Source organism: Psychrobacter sp. PL15 (assembly GCF_035984995.1).
In the GTDB taxonomy this organism is placed as follows: domain Bacteria; phylum Pseudomonadota; class Gammaproteobacteria; order Pseudomonadales; family Moraxellaceae; genus Psychrobacter.
Genome location: NZ_JAXCIB010000002.1, coordinates 183947 through 210397, shown reverse-complemented (window position 1 = coordinate 210397; position 26451 = coordinate 183947). Strand labels below are relative to the sequence as shown.

Below are 26451 nucleotides of genomic sequence, written 5' to 3'. Positions count from 1 at the left end.
TTTGGGTAGTGCGTGTTACATCTTAATTGTCACATTGTTGATACATCGTTTATACCCTGCTCGTATAATGATAACTGGTACCATAATGCCAGCGCTTGCTGCGTCATAGGGACATTATGGCTACGGATAATACAGGCTCCTTGCTGTAGCGCAAACAGCCCAGCAGCAGCACCCGCAGCATCCCGTTCTGATGCTTTATTGTTTGCCACTGCTGGCACACCGCTATTGGTGAGCACTTCTGCTAAAAAACGCTTGCGTGAAATACCGAACATTATAGGTAAATTAAGGGCTTGCAAGCTATTGAGCTGGGTTAATAGTGCACAATGATGCTCATAGTTCTTAGCAAAGCCAAAGCCCGGGTCAATCACTATTTTGTCATGCTTGACACCGAAGCGGGTAACTTCAGCAACACGGCTGGCGAGCTCATTACTGACTTCGCTGATCACATCATTATACTGTGCCAAATTATTCATGGTGGTCGGCTCACCGCGCATATGCATCAACATCACTGGTATATCAAGTTTAGCCGCCATTGCTACCGCGCCATCACGCTTAAGTGCTCGCACATCGTTCCACATATCAGCGCCCGCCGCAAATGCAGCCTGGATAACTTCAGGATTACTGGTATCAATAGATAGCCAGACCTCATCACCAAGTTGTTGCCGAATCGCTTGGACCACTGGAATGACACGTTGAATTTCTTCGGTAGTCGTCACGGCTGTAGCATTTGGACGCGTAGACTCACCGCCAATATCAATAATCGCCGCGCCCGCAGCTAACATCTGCTGGCAATGGCTAACGGCTTTATCAAGCGCATTAAACTGTCCCCCATCCGAAAACGAATCTGGAGTTACATTCAAAATACCCATAATACGTGGCTGAGATAAATCTAAGGCTTTGCCACGGCTGGTCAAGGTATAAGCAGGTAAAGGGCGAAATAACGACATAGATAATCCATTATGATTAAATAATTTATAGATAATATTGTAGAACTCTCTTAGCTCATCATATCAGTAAACCTTATCCTGTCCTAAACTTATGACATCCTAAAATCTGCCTCATACTAAAATAGTAGCAATAAAGTAATGACTATAAAATAATGACCATAAAAAAGCCCTTTACGAAAAGGGCTTTTTATCAGACATGTTACGTTATCTTCTACTACTACATGGCTGGCAATGGTGGTGGTGTTGAACCAGATGTTTTAATATCATTTTTCGATAGGTTTACTTCCGTATGCTGATAAACCTTCGGTGGACGTGGCGCTTCACCTGCCAAAATGTCTTGCAGTTGATCACGGTCAAGGGTTTCCCATTTCATCAAGGCATCGACCATCGCATGCACTTTATCTTGATTGCCTTCAATCAGCTCACGCGCGATATCGTATTGCTCCTCTAACATCCGGCGGACTTCTTCATCGACCTTTTGCTGAGTGGCTTCTGAGATAGTACGACTGCCACCAAAGTAACCTTGTGAACTATCGTCATCTTCATAGACCATGATACCTAACGCATCAGACATACCATATTTAGTAACCATGGCGCGGGCCATTTTAGTCGCTCGTTCAAAGTCATTAGAAGCGCCTGTCGACATCTGATTAATAAAGACTTCTTCTGCAATACGGCCACCAAATAAGATGGCGAGATCGCTAAGCATTTTTGACTTATAAAGACTGGTCTGATCATGCTCAGGCAACTGCCAGGTTACACCAAGAGCAAATCCGCGTGGCATGATAGTGACTTTATGCACCGGATCAGTACCCGGTAGTAGCTCAGCAACTAGAGCATGGCCTGACTCATGATAAGCGGTAGCACGGCGTTCTTCTTCCCGTATTACCATAGATTTACGTTCAGGACCCATGTAGAGCTTATCTTTTGCATCTTCAAAGTCATTCATATCGACGCTTCTCTTGTTACGACGCGCCGCAAAAAGTGCCGCTTCGTTAACAAGGTTGGCCAATTGCGCACCAGTAAAGCCAGGAGTACCACGAGCCAGTGAATTAGAATCAACACCGGTAGTATTCGGTAGCTTTCTCAAATGCACTTTTAGAATTTGCTCACGACCTTTAATATCTGGCAAACCTACTTGTACCTGACGGTCAAAACGACCGGGACGTAGGAGTGCTTTATCAAGAACGTCAGCGCGGTTGGTTGCGGCAATGACGATAACGCCTTCATTGCCTTCAAAACCATCCATTTCGACCAGTAGCTGGTTGAGTGTCTGTTCACGCTCATCGTTACCACCGCCGGTACCAGAGCCACGATGACGGCCGACCGCATCAATCTCATCGATAAAGATAATACAAGGCGCACTCTTCTTGGCTTGTTCGAACATATCGCGTACCCGTGAGGCACCGACACCCACGAACATTTCGACAAAATCAGAACCTGAGATCGAGAAGAAGGGTACTTTGGCTTCACCAGCAATGGCTCTCGCTAATAGCGTTTTACCAGTACCAGGTGGACCTACCATCAGGATACCGCGTGGAATTGTCGCCCCTAGTTTGGTGAACCTATCCGGATCACGTAAGAACTCGACAACTTCCACCACCTCCTCTTTGGCTTCTTCACAGCCCGCAACATCGTTGAAGCTAACCTTGATTTGATCTTCAGTCAGCATCTTAGCTTTTGATTTACCAAAGCTCATCGGGCCACCGCCTTTCCCACCGGCGCCACCTTGCATATTACGCATAAAGAATAAGAATAGACCAATAATCAGCAGGATGGGGAAGCTAGCAATCAATAGCTGCATCAGCACGCTTTGACGTTTAGGCGCCGTTCCTTCGATATTGACTTGGTTCTCACGCAGTAAGGGCATCAGCTGGTCGTCGGACACAGCTGGTCTAATGGTCTCAAATGCTGAGCCATTTTTCTTCTCGCCGGTGATCTGCTCGCCGTCAATTTCAATGCTGGCTACCTGACTTTCTGACACAGCGGTCACAAATTCAGAGTAGTTAAGGCTATCCGGCTCTGTAGATTGATCAAAGCCGCTAAACACCAACACTAAAACGCCGATTACCACCAGCCACAATAAGGTATTTTTCACCATGTCGCTCACTAGTTATTCCCATCCCTTACTTATTGGTGTGTTTAATAAACACGTGACATCTATAAGCGTACTTCTCACGCTCTGAAGGCAGCTTACTATTTATATTTACCGCTTAATTCATTATTACCATTCCAACTGTTTCGACGTCAATTCTATAAAAGTAGCAATGCGTCTGTTGTTAGAACATAACGAATATTAATAATCTGTAAACTAATTAGTAGGCACCTGAACGTGTGAAACGCTTATTATCAGACGACTTTGTTTAAAAAATACTTGAAACAAAGTTGATATACAATGATATGTGGTTCTATCCTGAATAATTCAAGCAGGATCTGCCTTTATTCAGTTAACAATTGTAGCGATTTTTATACCGTCATAAGCCCATTTATCTTAACTTATTATAAAGCATATAATCGACTTAACCTATTGAAGTAACAGACTATTTAGTCGCAATCCAAAACATCTCTTTTGATCGTGCCCGTGAGGCAGCTGGTTTAATACTACGAATTTTACTAAATTTAGGTTGCATCTGTTTACGCAACTCTTGTGACCCTTCACCCTGAAATACTTTCATAATCAATGCGCCGCCTTCTGGTAAGGTAGCCAAAGCAAAGTCCACAGCAAGTTCGCACAGATACATCATACGTGGCTGATCCACAGCACTATTACCTGCAGTATTAGGTGCCATGTCAGACAGTACCACATCTACTTGCCGATCGCCGACCTCTGCCATGATACTGTCGAATATTTCTGCTTCCCGAAAGTCGCCTTGAATAAAAGTCACGTCTGCTAGCTTATCCATCGGTAAAATATCCGAGGCAATTATGGTACCGCTTTCACCCACCATCTGTCCTGCTACTTGAGACCAGCTACCCGGAGCACTACCTAAATCCACCACAATCATACCCGGGCGTATCAGCTTGGTTTTTTCATTCATCTCTAACAGTTTATAAGCCGCGCGCGCGCGATAGCCGTCCTTTTGAGCCTGCTTCACATAATGGTCGTCAATATGCTCTTTCATCCAAACACGGCTACTCTTTGACAAATTTTTGTTTTCAATACGCGTGGCCAAAATACCTGCTCCTATTATTTTACAACGCTTTATACGTTACTTCTTAATCTTTATATCGTCTATCAATGAGGTTAGTTATCAACTATTTTATCTGACGGTCTAAATTCTATTGGTTTAATAACTGCTTTATAGGACAGTAGCGTTTATAATACGACACTATATTCAGTTTAACATTTTCATTACGTAAAATCGTGCAAAATCCTGCTGATTTCATGCAAGATGGGCACATATTATTTATAATGATTATTAACTTTATTAATAATACTGTTTTTTATTTTTATTAACATTTAGGAATTTTATGGAACTCGATAACGCTACGATTAAACGCCTAAAAGGCATTGGTCATGAGCTCAAGCCCGTTGTCATGATTGGCAATAATGGCATTACCCCTGCCATTACTGAAGAGATTGATCGTGCTTTAACCGATCACGAATTAATCAAAGTAAAACTACCCGCAGGTAGTAAGCACGATCGTGATGTCGTCAGCGCTGAGCTTGCAGCAACTGCTAAGGCTAATATCATTCATACCATCGGCCGTATGGCATTGTTACTGCGCAAAAACCCCAATGCTAACCCTAAGCTATCAAACTTGGTGCGCCACGCGCAGTAGCTTATTGTCCTCGTTTCGAGCTAGGCAATACAATGTAGAGCAGTAAACATGGTAACGTACAAAAGCCGCGACGCGTTATTGCTCGCGGCTTTTGTGTTGTCCGCTATATGATTCACTCTATCGATATCTGTGTCATAGAGGCTATGGTAACCACCAGCTTGTATCTTAATATTAGCTATTTATTATGAAACCAAATCATGAGCCAAACTTTTAACTTACGCTTAGCGACTGAATCGATAGCTATTAATGCACAACAGCTGGGCGTGACTATAGCACTGTTACAACGTATCCGTGTCTATGTTGTCGCCATCATTATTCGACAGCCAAAGCCCTATTTATGGCTAACCTATCAAATCGAGCTACCACACCCTTGTTTGGCAGCCCAATTAAACTGGCCAGCATGGCAACCAGCTCAAGTGGGTTTTAGCGACTATTTGTGGGAGCAGACCTGCCTTGAGTGTTTTATACAGACCACGAGTATAAGCACTGCCAATGCAGTAGACATTAGCTCTATTGGCAATGGCGTTATAGAGGATGGGCAAGCAACTGACTATATCGAGATTAATGCCAGCCCCAGTGGCCGTTATGCGCTGTATCAATTTAACAGCTATCGCAATCCGTCGACACTACCACCGAATCCCCTATTAAGAACAGATGGGAGGACTCGCGCGCGTATTGATTGGGCCGATAGCTCCTCACAAAATAAGAAGCTTGTAATATCAAAGCTCAATCCAGCTCCTACTCTTTGTTTAACCACTGTCAGCACGATTTTACCCAAGAGCATATTTACACCAAACTGCCACTATAAGTATGGGAAAAGCTTTTATGAGCGTGGCTTTGGAATACCCTTAGCTCAATTGTCTAATCAGACATCTATCATTGATCCGATACCTATTGAACGTTTACATCCTTGCGTTATTTTGTGGTTTGGCGAGCTCGCTTTATATTTTGCGTCTAGCCATGCCTCTCCGCCCGACTTTCATCAGCGTGAATACTGGTCGCCCTTTGATTATAAAGCTGCGTTAGCGCAATAATCACTGGTACACAGCGTTTATCAAAATTATTGATAGAGTAGCGTTAATATAATAAGTCGCCATTCATAAAAATAGACTGCGTTGAGGTTTCGACCACGGCATTTACGTTTGCTTAGACTCATAATCCAAAAAGCAAAAAACCCAGCAATGTCGTCACGACTATTACTGAGTTTAGATTGTACTTCAAACCTATGCTTCAAACTTATGCTTTAAATTTAAGACCTAACGGCTGCTTGGTCAAACTTTATTTATCAGCCATAGCAAGGTAGATACCACGGTCTGATGCGTCGTCAACATATTGTGAGTCGCGCCATGTGGTATAAGCATAGACACCACTATATGGACTGATACCGTTTTGACGGAAGTCAGACACCCAGTCTGTACCATCAAAAATCTGAATGTGGCCGTGTGGACGCTTTGAGCTACGGTCATAGACGATAACGTCACCCACTTGGGTTTGCATATCATTGCTTATTTTGCTAAAGCCTGCACCTGCAAGCGTGCCGCGAGAGGCATACTGGTATGCTGATGGGTTGGGTGTAAACTCGTAACCAGCCGATTGCAGCGCTTTACGTACATAACGAGCACAATATCCAGAGCTTCCAGATAAAGCAACTTTTGAGGCCCGAGCAGCAGCGATAGCAGGGGCTGAATTACGATCCGGTACTAAGCTTGCTTGTTGCTGGCGCTGTTCGTAAGACAAACGGCTAGTCAATGATGCCAGCTGATATTCTTTTTGTTTGGCATGGGCACTTAGATTGTCGATAGCTTGACTGATTTCGTCGTTGCTATAGACATGGGCACCACTTTTGTTTTTATAAGTGTTGAGACTAGAACCGTAGTTTGCAGCAGTAGAGATATTTGTGATGGTATGAGTCAAGGTATTATTCGCTTGAAAGGTTGTTTCGACAGCACCACTTGTCTGTGCTATACCCATTCCCAATACTGACAAAATTAATAAAGCTTGTTTCATAAATTTACTACCTATTGTTAATACAAGATTGCTCGTCATCCATGACGAAGTATCAATTAATTTAGAAGACAACATCATTAAATAAACATGATAAAATCCTAAGTACCACAGCTCACTCTTTAGTCTACAGTGGCTAACATTAGCGTCATCGCCCGTTAAGTCACCTCGTAAATTGCTTACTATCCATCCTATATATATCGACGCCGAGCATGTTGGTTGTGACGGTTGCTTTTCCCACCTAATAGATGAGTCATTACGATGTCAAAAAAACAGCCCAATCGGCTCGCTGAACTTATCGATCATCAAGCTTTTGCAGGTAGCGCACTGCCACAGACTCTTGCTGATAATATGCGCCTCTATACACAGGCGACCAATGAGGTAAAAATGCTTCTGGTAGAGTGTCTACCTGAGGAAATCCTTAGTACCTGTTGGGTCGTGGGTCTAACTGCTGAGCAATTAACACTCAGTGTGGGCTCAATGACTGCGGCCAATCATATTCGTTACTTACAAAACGCTTATCTGCGGGTGTTAACAGAGCAGTCAATTACATTTCAACAACTCAAGCAGATTCGTGTCGTGATAGCAAAAACTCCTGCTAACAGCCGTTTATCTAATGATAAATCAGCGTTATTACCGACCGCATTAATGTCTCGTAAAGCCAATGAGAATCAGGCTCTTAGCCAGAACACAAAGCGGACTATAGCACAGGCTGCAAACCATGTCACCACTGATAAAAACCTTCAAAAAGCACTTTTGCGCTTAGTAAATGAGTGAAAATCCTCGTCGTACAATGTAAACTTATGTAAAAATTTTAAAGAAAAGCTGACTAACATGGCATAAATTTTCATTTTTTATGGCCTAAAGTACTTATACTCTCTAGGTTTCCACATAGCTAAGGGTAGCTATATCATATTACTCTTCAGTAAATACCACGATAACTACAGCACGCCATGTAATCTTACGTAAGTGTTGCGATACATCGTGTATGTTCGTGTATTCATCCCTCAACCGTTGACCCTGTCAAAGGTAAATATTCGATAGGACAGGTTACATTGTCATCAAAAGTTACAATTTCAAAGTTACTTGCGTCGGATAGAATCTCGCGCACTAGTAAGTTATTTAAAGCATGACCGGACTTATACGCACTAAAGCGACCTAAAATTGGATAACCAATCAAATATAAGTCCCCTAACGCATCCAAAATTTTATGACGAACGAACTCATCAGCAAAGCGTAGACCTTCAGTGTTTAAGATGCGAGCATCGTCAATGACAATAGCATTGTCCATGCTACCACCTAAGGCTAAGTTGTTTTTACGTAGTGCTTCAATATCACGCAAAAAGCCAAAAGTACGTGCTTCACTCAGTTGTTCGATGAAGTTTTGGGTAGAAAACTGTAGCTGTGCGTGCTGATAATCTTTGTTAATAGCAGGATGGTCGAAGTCAATTTCAAAGTTTAGCTCAAATCCTTCATAGGGACGCAGCTCTGCCCATTTATCGTCTATTTTGACGCGAACAGGGCGAACAATCCTCAAAAACTTCTTCAAAGCATCTTGTTCATCGAAGCCTGCTTGTAGTAGCAGGCCGACAAATGGTGAGGCACTACCATCCATAATCGGAATCTCACTGGCAGAGACACGAACCAATAAATTATCCACACCAAGACCAGCAATGGCACTAAGTAAGTGTTCAACCGTACCGACGCGGGTACCACCAAAAACAAGATTCGATGACATCATAGTATCTTGTACCAGAAAAGCACTAGCCGGAATCGGTAAGCTGCCTTCAATATCAGAGCGCTCAAATATCACACCTGTATCAACGGGCTGTGGATGAAACTCTAGATCAACAGGCTGACCACTATGTAAACCGATACCTGTGATGGCTATAGCTGTTTTTATAGTTCGTTGGTTCATGGCTGTTTCCCACATATCTTGTTACAATTTCCTCAGTGTACCATTATTTGCTATAAATTCGCTATAGTTAAAGGACAGCAATTTTCTTATCTCTTTAATTGATGCAGCTCATCACAGACAATTTATTGATAAAATTTACTAATTAAAAGGCTAAAACTCAGCAAGGTATTAAATTATTATTGATTAATTGCTATATTTTGCAACACTCTAAGCCCATAAACAAAAAATCCAGTGCTTGGGCACTGGACTTTTTTAGTGTGTCTCAGAGTGGTTATAATTTACTTTGTAATAAACATATAACGATACCTCAACAGTGGTATTAATTTGAGCGGCAACTTAAACCGTTCAATTATTTATTTTGCTGACGTTTTAGATAGTCTTGAATGCTATTGGTTTTGGTCTGTGGGTGTTCTTGGGTAGACGAGCGAGTGATACTGTCTTGATACAGCTGATTTTGTGACTGCTTTTGACTGTTTAGAGCACTGGTGTGCAGATTAGGATCAACTGGTTGCGTACTAGTGACAGAAGGAATTGGCTGCGGAGCCTCAGGTTCTGCATATTCATCTAAGGTCAAACCTGTAGCAATAACCGTAACATGTAACTCATCACCCATATCTTCATCAACCACTGAGCCATAGAAAATATTAGCATCATCAGTATCAGTAATACCTTCAACGATTTCACTAATTTTACTGAACTCATCTAACGACAAACTTTGTGAAGAGATGACGTTAACCAACAGACCTTTGGCATTCTCTAAACGCAGGTCATCAAGTAATGGTGACTTGATAGCTTTTTCAGTCGCTTCACGTGCGCGATCATCACCACTCGCACGGCCAATACCCATCATCGCATGCCCTTTAGCCGTCATCGCGGTACGAATATCGTTAAAGTCAATATTCACCAGACCTGAACGAGCGATAGTTTCAGCAATACCTTGCACGGCATGCATGAGGACATCATCTGCTTTTTTAAAGGCATCTTGCATTGATAGGTTGCCGTAGACACTCATTAGTTTGTCATTCGGGATAGTGATAATAGAGTCAACAAAGTTAGTCAGTTGCTCAATACCAGCCTTCGCCGCTTTAATGCGTTTGCCACCTTCAAATTTAAATGGCGTGGTCACTACTGCGACAGTCAATACTTCCATCTCTTTAGCAATACGCGCGACCACAGGAGCAGCACCGGTACCGGTACCACCACCCATTCCGGCAGTAATAAAGACCATATCTGCATTTTCCAGTAAGCCGCGGATAGCTTCTTCTTCGCTTTCGGCGGACTCACGTCCCACTTCTGGATTGGCACCGGCACCCAAACCACGATTACTCTTTGCACCTAATTGTAATTTATGCGGCGCTGTTAGACGATCAAGGGCTTGTTTGTCAGTATTGGCACAGACGAATGTCACGCCTTTAATACCTTGTTGTACCATGTGTTCAACCGCATTACCGCCGCCGCCGCCGACACCAAATACGATGAAGCGAGCTTGACCGTTGTTTAGAGGTTGATTGTCATCTGGCATAGTATATTTTGACATAAAAAAGGTTCTCCAGTTGCAGATAGCGTGATGATTGATACGTGGTAACGGACTCGCATGGCGTACTATCGACTTACTATATAAAAGTGTTTAAAAAAAATAAGGTTTCGGCCTAAGCAGTATATTTTAGACCTAAATATGAATGTGTTATTGTTGCTTGTAACATTGCTTTAGAGTCCAAATGCTATAACATGAGCGCATTTTATAAAGTATGTGCGTTGACTATCAATACATTTTTTGAGATATTTTTACAGTATTTTTTTGAGCACACGCGTAAAGCGCTGCCCAGCACCTTGAAACACATTTTTTACTCTACTTTTTTGAATGGCTTCAGGTTCGCTTTGTTCGCTATGCCTGAACTGCTCGCTTTGACTATATAATAACGTACCAAAAGCCGTATAATAGGCACGGTCGTTAACTTGAGTGTTAAGCTGCTTAAACGATTCGTCATTATCAAAATGGTTATAAGCACTGATATCAGGGTGAGTATTCGTCAATACTATGGGCATCTTAAGCAGTTTTTTGGCAAACGGTACCATGCCTTTAATAGTGCTACCGCCACCCGTAAGTACGATGCCACGATTAATGTAACCCAGTAGATCGGCCTCGTGCAGTTGACGGGCGACCTCAGTGAAAATACTGATATAACGCGCTTCAATGATTCTTGCTAGGTTATACACATTAACATTGATTTCGTCGCTTAAACCTTGGGGCTTAAAGACAAAAAATGCGCTAGGATCTAGGCTATGCACATCAACGGTGCCATGAGACTTTTTGAGTTTCTCAGCTTCTATCATCGATATACCAATATCCGCTGAGATATCCATCGTCACTTCATGGCTGCCCATCGCTACACAGTGGGTGAATATCAGTTTGTTCTCTTTATAGACACAAATACTGGTGCTACTAGCGCCAATATCCACTAAGCAAACACCCTGCTGACGTTCCTCTGCCATAAGACTATACTCAGCGCTAGTTACCGCATCAAAAACGATATGATCGATTCCGACATCGCAGCTTTGTAATAGTTTTTGGATATTTTGACGACTAACGACGGGCAACATCATCATGTGATACATTACGGTGATGTTATGCGCTACCATTTCAATCGCATCATCGACGATGAATTCTTGATCGTCGATATAAATACCCTGCTGACAGCAATGCATCAAGTAGTAATTAGAGGGTAAGTCTTGCGATTTGGCATTGGCTAAAGCCTGAACCATGTCTTGAGCACGGACTACCTCATCCTCTACGTCGACATGACCTGCGCTATTTTTGCTAGACAATTCAGGCGTTGCTATGGTCAACCATACGCTATGCACTCGACAGTTCGCTGTATCTTCCGCCTCTTGAATAGCTTGCCTAATCGCACTTTGCAGACGTTCGCGATGTTTGATTTGACCTTGGTAAAAGTCACTATTTTTAACTCGTCCAACACCCATAATACGGATGTCTTTTGCAGAGACAACGCTACCAATAACGACATGAACTGCCGTGGCACTTAAATGAACAACAACCAGATTTTCAGTATTTTTCATGTTACCAAACAAATTATCACTAAATAAAGGATTAAATAGCACCCCTATTAAATTATTAAAAAAACGCTATAAGAACGCGGTAATGTTATACGCTAAATTTTTATATTAAATTATCAAAATAAACTATAGTGCTGGCGGCTCATTGGGTGTTTCTGCTGGTAACTCTTCGACATTCCACGCAATAGTAAAGCCGTTTTTATAGCGTAAGTCTATCGATTGTATATTATCGCGGCGGGCACTTAATTGATTACCGAGTAGCTGACTTAAGCTTAGCAATTTCTGGGCCGTGTTTTCATTATCAACAATAACACGAAGCCCATTATCAAAGCGAATCAACCAGGTCATCCGGGGTGATAAAATAATATCTTCAACCCGCATATTAAGTGGTGCGTACCAGCCATTGATTTGCTGCATCTGCTGCATAATAACCGGTGCTTGCGTCATCTCACCTTGTAACGTGGCAAACTTATCTTGCGTCAGCTCTCGGCTGTCTGCAGGTACAAATACGGCTCCTTTAGCATCGACCAAACGCTCGGTACCAAAATTAGCGACTGCCTGCTTTGGTAAAGCGTTCACCACTATCCCACGCTGCCAATCACGGGTTATACTAACCTGGTCGACCCAAGCAAGACTAATAGTAATGTCTCTTAGCACTTGTAAATCAGAGGTAAAAAAGCTACTGACTTTCTGCTGGCTCATGACCTTTTGTAGCGCCTGATATTGTACAGAGGTCAGTCCTTGAGTGCTGACATGGATAGCAGCAGGAGGTGCGTCACGTAACGCTTTACCGCCCATCGTTAATATTAATAACAACATTGCCAACATCAACATCATAAAGAAGTATTTAATGGCAGTTGGTATTGGGGAACTGGCTTTCGAACGACGGCTCTTATCACTCATCAAGTCAGTTACGTCGTTGACAGTTTGAGCCATAATGACCTTCATTCCTATATTTGCCTGTATCTAATAGAGGCTGTCTGCTTGGGTCTGTCTGCTTGTTTTTGCCAGACGCTATTATGGTGCTACTATTTTTGATTTGATCGTTTATGACTTAATATCGTACAGTAAGTCAGTTAATCTAAGAAACGAGGGTGATTGTCATTTCCTGCATACCATCTTATAAGAAAGGCTTATAAATCGATACAAATATTGCCATATTAGACTACTACTTACAATATTAACGTATTTTGTGGTCAAACAATAGCCTAACCCCTACTATCACTAACGAATTTACACAAGTTTACATGACACTATGCTGCAGCAGGGCTTGCTATACATTAAAGGCCATTTTGGTTCATAGAAAAACCAGTTTTTAAGCCTTTATCATTGATTCTCATAATACTGATCTTATCAGTATTCTACCGTATTTAGTGCTGTCTAAATACGGTCATAGCCACAAATCTAATGAATTCAGTACGGTAAATAAGTGAGCTTATTACAGGGTCTGCGCTAAGATATGAACGCAAAGGGTATCAAAATCCATACCCCGAGCCTTGGCGGCCATAGGCACTAGACTGTGGCTGGTCATACCCGGCACCGTATTGATTTCTAGCAGCCAAAAATTGCCGGTTGCATCTTGCATGGCGTCAACCCGTCCCCAACCCTTCGCGTCAACAGCACGGAAGGCCGAAAGACTCAGTTCTTGTAAATGATTTTCTTCAGCAGCGCTTAAACCGCAAGGAATATAATAGCTAGTATCATCACGATTATATTTTGCTTCAAAATCATAAAAGTTGGTAATATCAGCCGGTTCCAGACGAATAACCGGATAAGCTTCGTCATCAACTATAACGATGGTAAATTCGCGCCCAGTAATCCAGCGCTCAGCCATCACCGCATCACCGCATTGAACAGCGGTTGCGTAAGCTGCGGGGAGCTCATCAAGGTGATTAACCTTAGTCATACCGATACTTGAACCCTCGTGTACTGGTTTAATAATTAATGGCAGCCCCAACATATTAACCACTTGCTGCCAGTCAGTGTCGGCGGTAAGCAAGGAAAACGGCGCAGTCGATAAGCCGCAACCTTGCCACAACTGCTTGGTACGTACTTTATCCATACCAAGCGCTGATGCCAAAATACCTGAGCCTGTCTGCGGAATACCCAACCATTGCAACACCCCTTGTAGCAGGCCGTCTTCACCGCCGCGCCCATGTAACACATTAAATACCCGATCGTAACCGCGCAGCTCGGTAATATCTTGATATTTAGGATCATAATGCGTGGCGTCAATACCTTGGTTTTGTAGCGCCTGTAATACCGCTGCCCCACTATCTAAGGAGACGCTACGCTCATTGCTATTACCACCATAAATGACCGCTACCTTACCAAACACGCTGGCATCTAACGCTGGAGCCGACGCTAGTATGGTATCTTCCACATTCTGGTCGCTGATTATTTTATTATTATTCTGTTCAGTTTGAGCAGCAGCGGCCAATGCCGGTTCTGGATTAATAATATTAACCGTGTCCAAATCTTGATTGTTATTAATAGTCTCATTGAAATTGTCGATATGAGTATTATTACTGGCGTTGCTAGTCATGACGATAGTTCCTAATATTTTTATTGATACTTGGCTTAACACCTTGTTAATAGGCGTCATGTTATCAAGTAATGAATAACTTCATGGTAGATAACACGCTGCAATAAGTAAAAATCTATAAGCAGTGATAACCTTCCAAACAAACGGAGACAACGAGGAAGACCGGCGTCAGCACTACATGAGTAGGCTTAACGAGTCTAAAAATACCGGCTCATTTTTTGGGATTGGTGTTATTTGAGATATAAGTTGTTAGCGACTAATTCCAGCGCAATTTGACCTATATTACCCGCTCCCTGAGTGAGGAGCAGATCATTCGCTTTTAATAACCGCTGCATAACTGGCGCAATATTACTTTTATCAATGACCGTAGGTTCAACTGAGCCTCGCAAGCGAATACTGCGTGCTAGTGACTTGGTATCTGCACCAGCAATCGGGCTCTCACCAGCTGAATAGACGTCTAACAATAGTAGCTCATCGACACTTGACAGCACTTCGACAAAATCATCGAAGCAATCGCGGGTGCGGCTATAGCGGTGCGGCTGAAACAGCATAACCAAACGGCGGTCAGGGAAACTTTGACGCGCCGCTTTAATGGTCGCATCAACTTCTCTAGGATGATGGCCATAATCATCAACTAACAGTACATCACCATCATCAATGGCCACCGCATCGTGCTGCTCAAAGCGACGACCCACGCCTTCGAACTTTTGTAGCGCGCGCTTAATGGCCTCATCGTCGACACCCTCGTCGGTTGCCATAGTGATAGCTGCCAATGCATTATAAACGTTATGAATACCAGGAATATTCATCGTAAGCGCTAATGGCTCGTGGTCGCGGCGCAGGACGGTAAAGTGAGTTTTGGTGCCTTCACTGACCACATCAATCGCTTGTACATCGTTGTAAGTCTCAAGCCCAAAGGTCAATACCGGACGCCCAATATCATCAATCATTGCATACAGTTCAGGATCATCACCACAAACGACGGCGAGACCATAAAACGGCATGTTTTGTAAAAACTGAATATACGCAGCTTTTAGCTTTTCAAAGCTATTGCCATAAGTTTCCATATGGTCTTGGTCGATATTGGTCACAATTGCTGCCATCGGATGTAACGATAAAAATGACGCATCGGACTCATCTGCTTCTGCCACCAAAAAACGACTGCTGCCCAGCGCTGCGTTTTTGCCGGATGAATTAAGCTTACCACCAATCACATAGGTTGGATCTAACTGCCCTTCTTCAAGCATAGTCGTTAGCAAACTGGTGGTCGTCGTCTTGCCATGAGCACCTGCAACCGCGATACCATGACGATAACGCATCAGCTCACCAAGCATATCAGCGCGGCGCACTACCGGCAAACGGGCTTTGAGTGCTGCTTCGATTTCTGGGTTACTGCGATCAATTGCGGATGACACTACCACCACATCGGCATTGGCAATATTTTTGGAATCATGACCAATAAATATCTCTATGCCAATATCCTGCAAACGCTGAGTCACTGGGCTTGCGGTAATGTCTGAACCACTGACTTGGTAACCTTGATTATTCATCACCTCAGCAATACCACACATCCCTGAACCACCAATACCCACAAAATGTAAATGCTGAATCCGGCGCATCTCTGGAATTTCAATCAGACGTTTAGGCAAGGCATTATTAGTTGGTGCGTTAGATAAAGGTCTAGCAGAAGCGGTTGAGGACATAAGAATTTCTCTTTATTAAGGGCTAATAAGATGCCCATAAATGTAATATGAACAAGTGAAAACAGCATTTATAACGGCACAAGCTATGCCGCTATAGCGTTTGCCAAATAAGGTCCGCAACTTGCTGAGTGGCGCTACGATTGGCAAGCGCATGGCCTTTTTGTGCCATATCTAAACAGCTACCTCTATCAAGTGCTGCCAACTCATCGCTTAAGCGTTTAGGAGTCAACTCGGTTTGCGGTAATAAAATCGCCGCATCATATAATGTTAGGGTGCGAGCGTTAGCAGTTTGATGGTCATCAACCGCACTTGGCAGCGGCACAAAAATCGCGGCAATACCAACGTTTTGAATTTCAGTAACGGTCAACGCGCCAGCGCGACAGACAATAATATCTGCCCAGTTATAGGCGGCTGCCATATTATCGATAAAAGGCTGCACGGTGATTTTATGCTGGCTTAGATTTTCACCATCATAAGCATCTTGTGTCTGCACGTCATTATTGCGCCCACATTGATGCGTCACTTCAAATGGCTGGTCTAGCAAGGCCAATGCTTTGGGAACGGTCTCATTCAATACTTGCGCACCCAATGAGCCACCAACCACCAATAGTCGTAATGGCGATTGGTTCATGATGTCATAGCGAGCAGACGGTGCGGCCACTCCAGTAATAGCATTACGGACTGGATTGCCGACGGTTTCAAGTTTACGATCACGCTGACTGTTGGCAAAGGTATGTTCAAAAGCCTGCAATACCTTGGTAGCAATTTTAGCCAAATAGCGATTGCTCATACCCGCAATCGCATTCTGCTCATGAATAATCAGCGGTGTGCCCGTCATACGCGCAGCAATACCGCCAGGCGCGGTCACATAACCACCAAAACCCACCACCATATCAATCTGGTTACTGCGAATAATTTTGATGACGGCCATAACCGCTGATAATAAGGTCACTGGCATTTTGAGTAGTCGACCTATGCCCTTACCTCGTAAACCTTGCATAGCAATAGCATGAAATGTATAGCCGGTTGGTTCGACTAAGCCGTTTTCCATGCCGTTTGCTGTACCAAGCCAATGAATGACCGCACCGCGCTGGGTCAGCTCTTCGGCCACTGCGAGTGCTGGAAATACGTGCCCACCCGTACCAGCGGCCATCATCAATATATGCGGTGTCTTCATTAATACCTACCTTTCATATCTTTTGTCTGTCAGCTATATTTGTTAGTCATTATTATTTATAGCGATACGGTTATTTAACTCAATAAAGTTATTATAGTAACAGAAGAGCCGCTCATTAAAAGCCCGCATAGTATAGAGGAATTCATTCTAATATATACAATATTTTATGGGCTTAATGACGGATTAAAGGCTCATTAACTGACTGTATTGTCAGACAACAAAAGCAGCCTCTCATACTCACCGCTGATAGCCTTACATTTCCTTATTTATCGCCATGTATCTTTAGCAGCGCCCTTCTATCGCTACTATGAGGTCGGTCGCAATATCAGTGCCACACTGGTCATCAATCTCACGTACACAAGTGGGACTGGTGACATTAATTTCTGTGATACGTCCGCCAATCAAGTCTAATCCTACGAACATCAACCCCTTTTCTTTAACAATTGGCGCGACTACTTGTGCCACTTGGCGTTCAATATCGGTGAGCGGCATTGCTACTCCGCTGCCGCCTGCTGCTAAATTACCACGGGTCTCGCCCTTGGTTGGAATACGCGCTAAAGAGTAATCAACTACCACCCCATCAACAATCAATACGCGCTTATCGCCTTCTTTAATCTCTGGCAAATAACGCTGCGCCATAATTGGTAAGGTTCCAAGTTCGGTCAATATCTCCAACGTTACTCCAATATTAGGGCTATCAGCAGTCAGACGAAAAATACCGGTGCCGCCCATACCATCTAGCGGCTTCACAATGACATCCTGCTGCTCAGCGATAAACTTACGAATATGTGCTTGTTTACTGGTCACAATCGTTGGGCTCATGTAATCGCTAAACCAAGTGGCAAATAACTTCTCATTACAATCGCGAATGGCTTGTGGGTCATTGACCACTAGCACACCTGCTGCCTTAGCATGATCAAGCATATAGGTGGCATAAACAAAGCGCATATCAAACGGTGGGTCTTTGCGCATCAAGATCACATCATAGTCGCTAACCGGACCAGACTCTTTATCGCCTAACGTATAGAAGTTATCAGGATCACGCTGCACGGTTACCAATTGTGAATCTATCATCAACTGACCGCGATCAAGCCATAAGTCATGAATTTGGCAATAACCCAACTGATGCCCACGATCTTGAGCGGCCCACATCATCGCTAAGCTGGTGTCTTTTTTATAATTTACCTGCTCGATAGGGTCCATGATAACTAAGATCTTCAAGGAGCGACTGGACAAAGGGTGTTTAAGGTTCGACTGGCTCATGATAAGACTCGCTTAATTGATGGAGTTGTTATTAATATTGATGTCGTTATTGATATTCACTTTATAGAAAAAATGCCGGCAACATATTAAAATCTGGTCGCAGGTTATACACCATACTGCGCACGATAATGCTGCATTCTTGCAAGCTGGGTAGGGTTTTTATATTGGCTATTTTCATTGGCCAGATAACCAATTAGATCATCCATATCAACGAGCGCACGTACTGGTGTACGTAGATTAGTCGCCAGCTCTTGAATAGCAGAATACTCCGCTTGGCCTTTTTCTTTACGATCAAGGGCGACGATGATACCTGCCACACTGGCACCTGCCTGCTCTAAAATATCGACCACTTCGCGCATAGCCGTGCCCGCAGTGATAACGTCATCAAGTATCCATACCGACTTACCGCTGACATCGGCACCGACTAAATTACCACCTTCACCATGGATTTTGACTTCTTTACGATTATAACCCCATTTGGCATTGATACCATGATGTAGCCATAACGCTTGTGCAGTTGCAGCGACAAATGGAATGCCTTTGTAGGCGGCACCAAAAATAACTAACTCCTGATTATCAGAAAGGCTTTTATCATTGCCACTAGCATCATTATTAACAGCCATTTGCGCCGCTAACGCTTCAGCATAACCGCGTGCCAATAGTGACAACATTTCACCGGTCGCCAGTAAGCCTGCATTAAAGAAATAAGGACTAATACGTCCAGACTTCAGAACAAAATCGCCAAACTTAAGCACCTTGTTATCTAAGGCTAACTGAATAAAATCGTGCGATGAAAAGTTCTGAGATGAAAATGAAACGGTGTGCATGACGCGTCCTTATAAACAAAAAGTCTATCAACAAAAATTTGCATTATTGTACGCATTATTGTTCAGCTTGACCAACCATTGATATGATAATCGGGCATATTGGCATAGCGAGTCAGCAGACCACAACGTGATGAGAGATTAAAATGACACTCTTCGTCGGCACCCACTTGAATACTCCAGCCCAAGTGATAAGCCGCAACGATGATATGCCCTGCAAATAGCCGGATTTGTCGATACTGATTGCGATGCATAGGTGCTATAGACAATTGGCTGAGCAGATAGCTGCGAACGTACTCACAAATTTGTGCCGCGCTATAACTATGATTGATGCTTTTACGGGTCTGGCATTGCTTTAACACATGAACGGCTACGCTACAGGCCATAATATCAGTTGCCAAACTACCCTCACCCGTTTCAAACTGCTGTGGCTGCAAAACAACTTGCCAATCATCAGCATAGATACTACTAAGCAGCTCATCAGGGTCGTGGCTATAAATTGTTTTTTGCAGTTTATGGGCTCTGGCATTGACCTTGCTCTCAGATACCACAAAACCATAACGGTTAAGAGTAGGATAATGGCCAATCGCGCGCTGAATATCCGCCATATCTAGTAGCGTCAGGGATTCAAGTGAAGATAATAATGGCTGGTCGCTATAATTATAATAAAAGCTATCGGGCAACGTCATCAGCTTTGCCGCACTGAGCAGCGCTAGATGCTCAGCCAACGCCTCAGAACCAATCAGGCGCCACTTAGAAAGTGAATGTTCATTCGGCTGAGAAAAATGCACAGATTTACCATAAAGACGACGCAATTGACTATTAGTGCGGCGTGCCGGCTCCGGAATATCTTGCAGCGGACGAGCAGGATCAATAGGCGTTTGGTTGGGATCAAAATTAGGATGCACAATAGCAGGCTGCTCGGTGTCCGGCAGGTTAGATAATTGCCCAACGCTGTCTTCTGCACCTTTACCCTGCCCTGACAATAAGAGGGCGTTAGATAAACGATCGTCAGAAGTAAATGGTTGGGTCATGAAATCTCCATAGGCAATAAAATATATAATCAAAGCATAACTTTAAAAGATAATGCTGAAAGGCAGCGCTAAAAGGCAGTGCTGAAAGGCAGTACTAAAAAATCGGACTAATAAAGTAAAAGTCAAAAAAACAACCCACATTACAGCAGCATCAGGATGACTGATAATACTGCGCTATAGACCATTCATTTTAAAATGGATGCAGTGTGGCTAACAAGTGTGGCTAGCAAGCTATCCATTTTATTTGCTGTTAACTACCTAGTCTCACTGTTGCTGCTGTAAGATATCACGATAACCGGCCTGCCAATCAGGATAATTGAGCCAAGCTAATGGAATATTGCTGTGTAAACGCTTACCAGTCACAGACGTTTTTTCATTATCAGCCTCTGGTGGCGTCTCTCCTACCTGCTTACTGAGCCAAGTAGTCAATTCAAGCGTGGTAACTGGCAGATAATCCGTGGCAATGTAAAGGGGCTTCGGTGCCTCAATCGTTAACACTTTGGTAATAACATTTACTAGATCGCGATCCATAATTCGATTGCTCCAGCTCTCGACGGCAATGGGGTCTTTTTGCCCTTCCTTAGCTTTACGTAGACGCATCAAACGCTCACACCCATAAATACCACTGGAGCGAATGATAATCGCCTTATCACCGAACCCTTGTTGCAACGCTTGTTCTGCTTGACGTATCACTCGTGATGCTTCGCGCTTAGGCATAATAGGCGCGGTAGACTCATCGATCCATTCGCCGTTGTCTTGACCATAAATACCCGTTGAAGAAATAAACACCACCCGCTCAAGGGTTTCTAACGTGTCATTAAAGGTTGCTAGGTGCTGACAAATACTCAAATAACTGTCGTTATAGCCACTGGTTGAATACTCGTCAGGGGTAACGATAATAGCAATACCAGTAAAAGCTTTTAACTGCTCGGCGGTGAGCGTCGACGCGTCAGCCTGCATAAAGTCCGCTTTATCGTCCAATGCGTAATGTTCACGTGCACTACGCGCAAGTCCGGTAACTGGCAAATTATCTTGGGCAAGCATGTTAGTTACTGGTAGACCAATATCGCCTTGACCAATAATAAGTAATTTCTGAGTGGCCATAAATCATCCTTAGTTATAATTATATTTAGTGGTTTTTAGTCGTAAATATTTTTTGTTAGTGGCTGACTTTATTAGCTATTTTTTAGTAGTTATGATTATGACTGAGAATATAGTTATAGTTATGACTGAGAATAATGGTTAAGCATTCATATCCTCATTTGAAAGTACTCAGAACAATTTTAAACTACCTAAAAGTAACACTTATTAGAAATAACGCCTATTAGAAATAATGCCTATATGAAAGCTGTATATCGTCATTAGCATCGACCCGATCTTGCCAGTCATAGCTGGCATTAAGACGTAGTGCTTGTTTTTTATCAATATCATATTGTAGCCCAAGGGTGGTAACGGGCTGCCAATAATGACCCCGAACATCAGGCTCGTCACTACCGCCATGATACCAATACGGCAATTGCAATTCAGCTTGCGCGCGTAACTGATTGTTAATTTGATAGCGGCAACCCGCATTTACCCCTGCACCAACGCGAACGCCTTTATTAATACCGCGTCCTGCTTGCGTCGCACCCGTTGCTAACGCATAGCATAGCTGCGGTGGCATCTCACCTGTCTGCGCCCGCGGTGTGCCAAATGCCCACGACTTACCAGTCTCATAGGTCATGCTGCCTACCAAGTGGTCAGTGCCGTCTTGTTGTGAGCCGTCATTAACACGAGTTGCCTCAATACTCACACCCCATGTTTTACCTTTTTTAGCCGAGTTCACTGGATTGAAGGAACGGCCACGGATTAAAGTAAAATTCTGCAAGACCACGCTTCTTGGCTGCTGAGTATTATTATTGTCATCGGTATCATACAAGCGTAGCGTTGCCGCCAGGCCTTCTAAATTAAAAAACTGTGGAAATCCTGTCGGGCGATCAAGGCTGTCATGATACCCCGCTCGCAACCCAACATCGATATAGCGGTTATCACCGCGCTGACCAACCCCAATATGACCATTCTGTAGAGATTGACGGTCTAACGGATTATTATCAGCGACAGCGATGGTTATGGGCAGGAGCGATTGTCCATCGGCTGATATACTGGAAGCTAGATTGATTTGTGCTGATTTAATGTCATTAAAAGTGTCTTGCCCAGTGCTTCGATAAGCGAGTTGCTTGCGAGACTGTTTGGCAGCATTGAGCTGCGCTTGACGAACAGTATTATCAGCTGGCGTATAGCGAGTATTTGCTAAGAGCTTTTCATCGGCGAGTAACTGCACAACATCAGAGGGAACAACTGCATAAGGCAGCTGACTTAATAAGTGTTTCTTGGGACGCACCACATCAATTAAGCGTAGAATTTCAGAAGCACAATTATCAGTGGTGAAGTAATACGGCAACGACAACTCTTTAGTTTCCCAAACATGAGACATCACTTGTTGTACTTCCGCTGGGGTCAATGCCAACTGATAGGTCCACGCATCACGCTCATCATCTTGTAGATATTTGGCCAGCTTTTTTGGATAAGGGTCGATTTCTATCTTATTGTTATAGCGGCCCGTCATTGACTTAATAGCATAGCTTACAAAGCTGTCATCAGGGTCGCCATCGACGGTATCATTAAGCGCATACGCATGATGGATCTGACTGGGATCAGCGGCACTAATCTTTGAATCAATACGCAATAGCGTATGAGCAAAAGCGGACAACGGATTATCTAAATACTCTTGGGCAAACATAACTGACAGCTGCTCAGGTGCTAGAGTTGCCATCCAGTTATCGAGCGCTGGACACTTAGCTTGCAGGCGTGAGTTATCAATTGGTAATTGTTCTGTCAACCACTGTACCCGCGCGGGAAAACGGCACAATATTGAATTATCAAAGACTGTTTGGGTTTTATTATTACTACTTTTATTCGCGGCAGGCATGGTCACTTCTTTAGCAAGTGCGACCAGCATGGCGTCAAGCTCGGCGTCTGACTCTTGTTGTCCATTCGTGCTCAAAAAGAAGTCTTTATTATCGACTAGACTTTTAGATTCACCCTTAGCAAAAAGACTTTTTTTATCGTCAAGGAAATATAATAACCGTCGCCATGTTATATGCTGTGCAAGGTTGTCTGCTTGTACTTGTTGGCGCCATATCGTGAGTAACTGTTTAGCCTCGGCATTTTGCACAAGAATTGCGTCGTTGTTCTTATTGTTATTGACGCTGTTATTGTTAACACTATTATCACTAACACTCTTATCACCACTACTATTATTTTGGCTAAACGCTGACGCTATGGGAGCCTTTGCATTTGCTACCGCTGTCTGTGAGCTAGGTGCTAACTCGCCCGTAGTCACAATCGATAGCGGTGTGGGTAAAAATGCCTGTGCTTGCACAGTCAAAAATAGCCCGGTAATAACCAGTGGCAAGCGCGCTCGCGAGCTTATCTCTCTTAGCGTACAATCTATAGCAATGGGGTTAGAAATTTTAGAGTTTATGAACATAATATAAAACCTCCCACTTTATTGTTTATACGCTACAAGCGTCATTGGATTCTATTAAAAGCTCAAAACTAAACGCTACCAATGGCTAACATTGATTGCATCACATTCGTCATCATTAATTAATATAAACGCTTATTATAAAAAACGCACACTATACAGCGCCAACTGATTAACAAACTGAACAGAGAATACTATGCCAACATCGTCGCAGCTTGCTCCATTAATGACTATTAATAACGGCCGCCTATCATCGGCCACCTGGCTGTGTTCAAAAAATAATAATGCACGTCCTGATGGTATAAATATCAACGCTATCGTCATTCATAATATCAGCTTACCACCCAATGAGTTTGGCGCATGCGATGCTAATGGCTTGCACTATGTTAAAGCATTATTTACCAATCAATTAGACTGGCAGGCGCATCCATATTTTCAAACTATTGAGGGCGCAGAAGTTTCGGCGCATCTATTCATTGAGCGTGATGGGGCCATTACTCAATTTGTAGACTTTAATGAGCGCGCGTGGCATGCAGGGAGATCCAGCTACCTTGGCCGTTCTGAGTGTAATGATTATAGCATTGGTATTGAGCTTGAAGGCTCAGATTTTGTGCCATTTACAGCGTTGCAATATGAGATGCTGGGGCAAGTGATCGCAGCCTTATATGACGCCTATCCTAAAACCCGCCGACATTTAACTGGTCATAGCGATATCGCCCCTGGTCGCAAGACCGATCCGGGTGATTATTTTGAATGGGCGCGGTTGCGTGAGACTGTTGCCACATTATTGTCTTAAATCAAAAGACAGAATTATATAGCCAGAATTATATAGCCAGCTTATAAACTGTTATCAACGCCTCACATTCCACATCCAATCCATTTATATGTGCTATGAAAATGCTATAATCCGTCAGTTTTTTTTGACCTTAGTAAGTTGATAGATAACTTAGCAAACCAATAGGCACAATAGGTTCTCATGGCAAAAAGTCGGTTATTTCGTTCAACCATGGTGGTCAGCAGTATGACCATGTTGTCGCGTATTTTAGGATTGGTACGTGACATAGTGTTATTAAGTGTTTTTGGTGCAGGCGGTTTGATGGATGCCTTTTTGGTCGCCTTTAAGATACCTAACTTTTTGCGGCGGCTATTTGCTGAAGGCGCATTCAGCCAAGCCTTTGTACCCGTGTTGTCCGAATACAAAGAAAAATATAGCTTACAACAGGTACAGATCTTGGTCAGTCGCACTTCAGGGGCACTGTTGCTAATTTTATCGATGCTTACCGTGGTAGTTATGTTGATGGCACCCTGGGTAGTGACTTTATTTGCGCCCGGCTTTGCGGATCAGCCCGATAAGTTTGCTATCACAGCAGAACTATTGCGCCTAACCTTTCCTTATTTATTATTTATCTCGATGACCGCCTTTGCCAGTGGTATTTTACAAAGTTACGGTCGCTTTGCAGCACCTGCTTTTGCACCGGTATTATTAAACCTGTGTATGATTGGCGCAGCGCTGGTCTTGTCGCCGATGTTCGAAACGCCCATTATGGCGCTCGGCTACGCAGTGGCTATCGCTGGCTTATTACAGTTATTGATTCAACTGCCACAGTTGTCGCAACAAAAGCTGTTGGTCCTACCTAAAATCGACTTTCAGCATGAAGGCGTCAAACGCATCCTAAAGTTGATGCTTCCTGCTATTTTTGGGGTATCGGTTACTCAGATTAACTTGCTGCTCAATACTATATTTGCCTCGCTTATGATTGGTGGTTCAGTCTCCTGGTTATATGCTGCTGAGCGTATGAGTGAGCTACCATTAGGACTGATTGGAGTGGCAATTGGTACGGTTATTCTACCGAGCTTGTCAAAAAGTGAAGCCCAAAAAGATGATGTCACCTTTAAAAAGACCATTGATTGGGCGGCGCGACTGATTGTGGTGGTCGGTCTGCCCGCCGCCGCCGCATTGTTTATGCTCTCTGATGTGCTGATGCAGGCGCTGTTCTTACGCGGTGAGTTTACTATGCGTGATGCGCAAATGAGTTCGCTTGCGCTACGTAGTATGGCAGGTGGTATTTTAGGCTTTATGCTTATTAAAGTATTCGCTCCAGCCTTTTTTGCCCGTCAAGATATCAGAACACCAGTGAAAATCGGTATTATTTCAGTCTTTGCTAATATGGTTTTTAGCGTTATTTTTATTGGTATATTTTATTTACTTGAGATTCCGCTACACGGTGGTCTAGCACTCGCCACTACCGGTGCTTCTTTTGTTAATGCCGGTCTATTATACTATTTCTTACACAAACGAGATATTTTCCGTTTTGGTAGCCATTGGAAGAAGCTATTTGCGCAGTTTGTAATGGCCACCAGCGCCATGGTCGGCGTACTTTATGTGATGCTGCCCTACTTCCCCACCGGCGAGGCACAATGGCAGCGTTTGGTTGCGCTGCTCATTATGTGTAGCGTTGGCGCAGCCGTCTATGGCGTCGTGTTATTGGCCAGTGGCTTTCGTCCGCACCAGCTTAAACATGGTTAAATGACTCCTATTAATGTGGTGCTACTTTACCAAACAGGCACAAGCTTAAATGAATAATGGACTGTTAACGGTACTAATAGTTGCCATAATTAACTATCCATGTATAAATGAAATTTGAGGTTTGA

21 protein-coding genes are annotated in these 26451 nt (G+C 43.4%); 5 read left to right on the top strand and 16 right to left on the bottom strand.

Annotation, left to right across the window (positions count from 1 at the left end):
- Positions 1-29: 29 nt before the first annotated feature.
- From folP to RCH20_RS02375, 3 genes are all read right to left on the bottom strand, one after another.
- Entirely contained in the window at positions 30-947 is a 918-nt protein-coding gene (folP, locus tag RCH20_RS02385) for a dihydropteroate synthase (RefSeq protein ID WP_327192444.1), read from the bottom strand.
- Between the two features lie 217 nt (positions 948-1164).
- Positions 1165-3057, bottom strand: coding sequence for an ATP-dependent zinc metalloprotease FtsH (ftsH, locus tag RCH20_RS02380; RefSeq protein WP_327192443.1), 1893 nt, complete (start codon positions 3055-3057; stop codon positions 1165-1167).
- A 430-nt stretch (positions 3058-3487) separates the two neighbouring features.
- On the bottom strand, positions 3488-4120 hold the full coding sequence (locus tag RCH20_RS02375; protein WP_209956482.1) for an RlmE family RNA methyltransferase: 633 nt from the start codon (positions 4118-4120) through the stop codon (positions 3488-3490).
- A 298-nt stretch (positions 4121-4418) separates the two neighbouring features.
- Here RCH20_RS02375 and RCH20_RS02370 point away from each other — a divergent pair, with 298 nt between their 5' ends.
- Together RCH20_RS02370 and RCH20_RS02365 are read left to right on the top strand one after the other, a co-directional pair.
- On the top strand, positions 4419-4730 hold the full coding sequence (locus tag RCH20_RS02370) for a YhbY family RNA-binding protein (RefSeq protein WP_209956481.1): 312 nt from the start codon (positions 4419-4421) through the stop codon (positions 4728-4730).
- A 197-nt stretch (positions 4731-4927) separates the two neighbouring features.
- Positions 4928-5764: a hypothetical protein gene (locus RCH20_RS02365; protein ID WP_327192442.1), complete on the top strand. Its 837-nt coding sequence runs from the start codon at positions 4928-4930 to the stop codon at positions 5762-5764.
- Between the two features lie 244 nt (positions 5765-6008).
- Here RCH20_RS02365 and RCH20_RS02360 read toward each other — a convergent pair whose 3' ends face one another.
- Positions 6009-6737 (bottom strand): CHAP domain-containing protein, encoded by a 729-nt coding sequence (locus RCH20_RS02360; RefSeq protein ID WP_209956479.1) that lies wholly within the window; start codon positions 6735-6737, stop codon positions 6009-6011.
- 258 nt (positions 6738-6995) lie between these two features.
- Between RCH20_RS02360 and RCH20_RS02355 the strand changes: the two genes are divergently transcribed.
- Positions 6996-7511 carry a hypothetical protein gene (locus tag RCH20_RS02355; RefSeq protein ID WP_209956478.1) on the top strand — a complete coding sequence of 172 codons (516 nt, stop codon included), beginning with the start codon at positions 6996-6998 and terminating at the stop codon, positions 7509-7511.
- A 223-nt stretch (positions 7512-7734) separates the two neighbouring features.
- Here the strand turns inward: RCH20_RS02355 and lpxC are convergent, their stop codons facing one another.
- The 12 genes from lpxC to RCH20_RS02295 all read right to left on the bottom strand — a co-directional run bounded on the left by lpxC (position 7735) and on the right by RCH20_RS02295 (position 23802).
- On the bottom strand, positions 7735-8652 hold the full coding sequence (lpxC, locus tag RCH20_RS02350) for a UDP-3-O-acyl-N-acetylglucosamine deacetylase (protein ID WP_209956477.1): 918 nt from the start codon (positions 8650-8652) through the stop codon (positions 7735-7737).
- A 349-nt stretch (positions 8653-9001) separates the two neighbouring features.
- Positions 9002-10189 (bottom strand): cell division protein FtsZ, encoded by a 1188-nt coding sequence (gene ftsZ / locus RCH20_RS02345; RefSeq protein WP_209956476.1) that lies wholly within the window; start codon positions 10187-10189, stop codon positions 9002-9004.
- A gap of 248 nt (positions 10190-10437) precedes the next feature.
- A complete protein-coding gene (ftsA, locus tag RCH20_RS02340; RefSeq protein ID WP_209956475.1) occupies positions 10438-11730 on the bottom strand; it encodes a cell division protein FtsA in 1293 nt (430 codons plus the stop codon).
- Between the two features lie 123 nt (positions 11731-11853).
- Complete coding sequence (locus tag RCH20_RS02335; protein WP_327192441.1) at positions 11854-12663, bottom strand: cell division protein FtsQ/DivIB; 810 nt, start codon at positions 12661-12663, stop codon at positions 11854-11856.
- A 502-nt stretch (positions 12664-13165) separates the two neighbouring features.
- Complete coding sequence (locus RCH20_RS02330; protein WP_327192440.1) at positions 13166-14272, bottom strand: D-alanine--D-alanine ligase; 1107 nt, start codon at positions 14270-14272, stop codon at positions 13166-13168.
- 230 nt (positions 14273-14502) lie between these two features.
- Positions 14503-15975: a UDP-N-acetylmuramate--L-alanine ligase gene (murC, locus tag RCH20_RS02325; RefSeq protein ID WP_209956473.1), complete on the bottom strand. Its 1473-nt coding sequence runs from the start codon at positions 15973-15975 to the stop codon at positions 14503-14505.
- A gap of 91 nt (positions 15976-16066) precedes the next feature.
- Positions 16067-17152 (bottom strand): undecaprenyldiphospho-muramoylpentapeptide beta-N-acetylglucosaminyltransferase, encoded by a 1086-nt coding sequence (murG, locus tag RCH20_RS02320; protein ID WP_327192439.1) that lies wholly within the window; start codon positions 17150-17152, stop codon positions 16067-16069.
- Positions 17153-17434: 282 nt separating this feature from the next.
- Entirely contained in the window at positions 17435-18415 is a 981-nt protein-coding gene (gene gshB, locus RCH20_RS02315; protein WP_327192438.1) for a glutathione synthase, read from the bottom strand.
- Positions 18416-18519: 104 nt separating this feature from the next.
- Positions 18520-19242, bottom strand: a complete 723-nt coding sequence (gene pyrE / locus RCH20_RS02310) for an orotate phosphoribosyltransferase (RefSeq protein WP_327192437.1) — start codon at positions 19240-19242, stop codon at positions 18520-18522.
- Between the two features lie 62 nt (positions 19243-19304).
- Positions 19305-20273, bottom strand: coding sequence for a hypothetical protein (locus tag RCH20_RS02305; RefSeq protein WP_327192436.1), 969 nt, complete (start codon positions 20271-20273; stop codon positions 19305-19307).
- A 264-nt stretch (positions 20274-20537) separates the two neighbouring features.
- Complete coding sequence (locus RCH20_RS02300) at positions 20538-21377, bottom strand: SDR family oxidoreductase (protein ID WP_327192435.1); 840 nt, start codon at positions 21375-21377, stop codon at positions 20538-20540.
- A gap of 220 nt (positions 21378-21597) precedes the next feature.
- On the bottom strand, positions 21598-23802 hold the full coding sequence (locus tag RCH20_RS02295) for an Lnb N-terminal periplasmic domain-containing protein (RefSeq protein WP_327192434.1): 2205 nt from the start codon (positions 23800-23802) through the stop codon (positions 21598-21600).
- 193 nt (positions 23803-23995) lie between these two features.
- Between RCH20_RS02295 and ampD the strand changes: the two genes are divergently transcribed.
- A complete protein-coding gene (ampD, locus tag RCH20_RS02290; RefSeq protein WP_327192433.1) occupies positions 23996-24595 on the top strand; it encodes a 1,6-anhydro-N-acetylmuramyl-L-alanine amidase AmpD in 600 nt (199 codons plus the stop codon).
- Positions 24596-24775: 180 nt separating this feature from the next.
- Positions 24776-26326 carry a murein biosynthesis integral membrane protein MurJ gene (gene murJ / locus RCH20_RS02285; RefSeq protein WP_327192432.1) on the top strand — a complete coding sequence of 517 codons (1551 nt, stop codon included), beginning with the start codon at positions 24776-24778 and terminating at the stop codon, positions 26324-26326.
- The last annotated feature ends 125 nt before the right edge of the window (positions 26327-26451 follow it).